This is a genomic window from Candidatus Methylomirabilota bacterium (assembly GCA_036005065.1).
Lineage (GTDB): Bacteria > Methylomirabilota > Methylomirabilia > Rokubacteriales > DASRDR01 > DASYQW01.
Genome location: DASYQW010000001.1, coordinates 1 through 3614 on the forward strand (window position 1 = coordinate 1; position 3614 = coordinate 3614).

Consider the following 3614-nt stretch of genomic DNA (forward strand, 5'->3'; position numbering starts at 1 on the left):
GCTATCGACGCCTGCGCCGGCTCGTGAAGCGGCTCACCTTCTGACGTATGATGAGATCCGCGGCGGCGCGGAGGTGAGCCAGACCCGATGAGCGCGAGCGGTCGAGGCCCCATCGACGTCTCGATCATCATCCCGGTCTTCAACAAGCTGGCCTTCACCCGCCAGTGTCTCGACCGGATCTGGCGGCACACCTCGGCCGCCCGGCCGTACGAGATCATCGTCGTCGACAACGGCTCGACCGACGGGACCGCCGCCTGCTTCGGCCAGCCCGCCGGCCTGGCGGGGCCCGTCCGCTATCAGCGAAACCCGACGAACCTCGGCTTCGCCAAGGCGAACAACATCGGGGCGCGCCTGGCCACCGGAGCCTATCTCCTGTTCCTCAACAACGACACCCTGCCCCAGCCCGGCTGGCTCGAGGAGATGGTGAAGCTCGCCGAGTCGGACGAGGCCATCGGGATCGTCGGGATCAAGCAGCTCTTCCCCTACACCAACTCGATCCACCACGTCGGCGTCATCTTCACGGCCGGCGGCGTGCCGCAGCACCTCTACCCGCACGCCGACGCGCGCCTGCCCCACGTCAACAAGCAGCGCGAGTACCAGGCCGTCACCGGCGCGTGCCTGCTGATCGGCCGGGAGCTGTTCGAGGCGGTGGGCGGATTCGACGAAGGCTACCTGAACGGGTACGAGGACACCGACCTCTGCCTGGCGGTCCGCCGGCGCGGCCGCAAGGTCGTCTGCTGCACGACCGCCTTCATCTATCACTACGGCCAGATCACCGAGGGCCGGACGGCCGACGACGACCAGAACGCCGCGCGCTTCGCCGCGAAGTGGCGGGCGCAGGTGCGGGTCGACGAGGCGGACTATGCCGAGCAGGACCAGGCCGAGCTCCGCCACCAGGCCCTCCAGCCGCCCGGGGGGCGGGCGGCGGCCGATCCGGCCGGGATCTGCTTCGTCGACGATCTCGGGCAGGGGAGCGCGTTCAGCTGGATCGTGGTCGAGCTCGCCCTGGCGCTCCGGCGCCGCGGCCGGGCGGTCTCTCTCCGCAAAGGCCCGCTGACGGACACGCTCGACGCCGAGACCCGGACCGCGCTCCAGTCCCTCATGGTGACCCGCCCGCATCCGGACGGCGTCCACGTCAAGTGGTCCCACTACTGGCCCCGGCACCTCGCGGTCGACCTCGGGGGCCGCCTCAACCTGGAGTTCTTCGTCATCAACTATCTGTTCGGGCAGCCGGGACGCCAGCCCTGGGACTACTGGCTCCAGTCCCTGGCCCACGACGGGCATCACAAGCTCCCGGTCTCCGGGTTCTGCGCGAGCGTGCTGCGACAGATCGGGGTGGCCGCCGCGGACCTCGACGTCTTGCCGCACGGGTACTCGCGCGAGATCGACGAGGTCGAGGGCGCGGGGCCGCGGGAGGATCGGTTCCGCTTCCTCACCGTCACGAACTCGCACGACCTCGAGCGGTACGGGACCGCGCAGCTCCTGGAGACCTACTGGGCGACCTTCCGCCCGGCCGACGGCGTGGTGCTGACGGTGAAGGACTACGGCGCCAGCTCGGCCGACCGCACGCTGCGGGACCTCTGCCGGGCGCACCGAGACCAGGCGCCGGTCGAGTACGTCGACGCGTTCCTGGAGAAGCGCGAGCTGATCCGGCTCTACCGGGCCGCGGACGCCTACGTGTCGGCCCACCGGGGCGAAGGGTTCGGGATGAAGATCCTGGACGCCATGGCCTGTGGCCTCCCGGTCATCACGCCGCTCTTCGGCGGGCCGACCGAATACTGCACCCCCGAGAACTGCGTTCCCGTTCGCTTCGCGCTTTCGCCGATGGGCGAGTGCCTCGACCGCCGGAGCCTCGCCATCACCAACCAGCCGCTCTGGTGCGAGCCGGACTGGGCCGATCTGGGGCGGCAGCTGCGGGAGGTCGTGGCCCGTCCGGACCGGGGCCGGGCCCTCGGCGAGCGGGCGCGCCGCGACGTCCGGGAGCGCTTCACCTGGGACCGGGTGGCCGAGCAGCTCCTGACGATCGTGGACCGACTGGAGGCGCGGCCGAGGGGATCGCGGGGTATCGCGGTCCAGGTCCCGGCGGAGACGGGCGAGCGCTCTCCGTACTGGCTGGGCTGCCGGGTCAGCGTCGTCATCCCGACCTACAACCGGAAGGAGACTCTCCTCCGCTGCCTCGCGGCGCTCGCGCGGCAGTCCATCCTGCCCCAGGAGTTCGAGGTGGTGGTGGTGGACGACGGGTCGACCGACGGGACGGAGGAGGCGCTCTCAGCGCAGGCGTTCGCGTTTCCGCTGCGGTACCACCGCCAGGCGAACCAGGGCCCGGGCATGGCGCGGAACCTGGGCATGGAGGTGGCCCAGGGGGAGGTGGTGCTGTTCATCGGGGACGACATCATCGCGGACGAGCGGCTCCTGGAGCATCACCTCCTCGCCCACGCCCGGTATCCGGAGCCGGGCGACGCGGTCCTCGGGCACATCGAGTGGCCCCCGTGGCTCGAGCGGACGGCGGTGATGGACTACGTCTGCGGCGAGGGGGCCCAGCAGTTCGGGTACCACTACATCGAGAAGCTTCCGGCCCTCGATTACGGGTTCTTCTACACGAGCAACATCTCGCTCAAGCGGCAGTTTCTGTGGGAGGCCCTCCGGGCGGGGATCCGGTTCGACCCGCGCTTCCGGTACGCGGCCTTCGAGGACAGCGAGTTCGCGTACCGGCTGGGGCCGCGGGGGCTCGCGATCCACTATTGCAAGGACGCGCTCGTCTACCACGACCACTGGATGGACCTCCCGGGCTTCGCCCGGCGCGAGTATCACGTGGGCCAGATGGCCGTGGTCTTCGCCCGGAAGCATCCCAGGGTCGACGAGCTCCAGCAGACCCGGTGGATCGGCGACTGGGTGGACGCGGTCGAGCGGCTCGGCGCGCGACCGGAGGCGGTCGAGCGGCTCGAGGTGCTCGACCGCTGGACCGACGAGCTCATCATGGACCTCGCCGGTCGGGTGGAGGCCGGCCTGGCCGACGTCGGGCGGGGAGACGCGCGGCAGCCGCCCGGATTCGACGAGCCGTCCCTCCGGGCGGCGCTCTACTCACTCTTCGGGCTCGTCTTCGACGTCGCGCGGACGCGCGGCAAGGTCCACGAATGGTTCGCCGGGACCGACGACCCTCGACGGGTGGCCGCGGCCAAGGCCCTGCTGAGCTGCGTCAAGAAGCTGCGGTTCCTCCTGGGGAAGGACCGGGGGGGCGAGGAGCTCCGGGAGCTGCGGGCGGAGCTCGGGCAGCGGGAGGCGACCGCCCGGTACTTCCATCAGGTGGCCCAGCACTTCCAGCAGATCGCCGAGCACTTCCAGTGGACCACCGGGCAGCTCGAGCGCCAGAAGGCGGCCCTCGAAACCGAGCTGGCCGCCATCAAGGCGAGCACGTCCTGGAGAGTGGTGCGGCGCCTTCAGGGTCTCCGGCTCCGGCTGGCCCCCCCCGGGTCCCGGCGGGAACGGCTCTTCCACCATCTGCGGGGCGACGAGTAACCCGGCCGCTTGGCCCGAGCGGGCGCCGCTTGGAGCAGCGGTCCGAGCGGCGGCTTCGCCGCCGCAACCCCTCCGGGGGGAGGTTTGGGAGGGGGCCG

The 3614-nt window shown here is 71.1% G+C and carries 1 protein-coding gene; it reads left to right on the forward strand.

Annotated features, from left to right (window positions below; translation table 11 throughout):
- Window positions 1-87 precede the first annotated feature (87 nt).
- Window positions 88-3516: a glycosyltransferase gene (locus VGW35_00005; protein ID HEV8306020.1), complete on the forward strand. Its 3429-nt coding sequence runs from the start codon at window positions 88-90 to the stop codon at window positions 3514-3516.
- Window positions 3517-3614: the final 98 nt, after the last annotated feature.

What these genes read in the sequence shown, in the direction of transcription:
- VGW35_00005 (HEV8306020.1), top strand. Translation starts at nt 88, where the DNA reads ATGAGCGCGAGCGGTCGAGGCCCCATCGACGTCTCGATCATCATCCCG.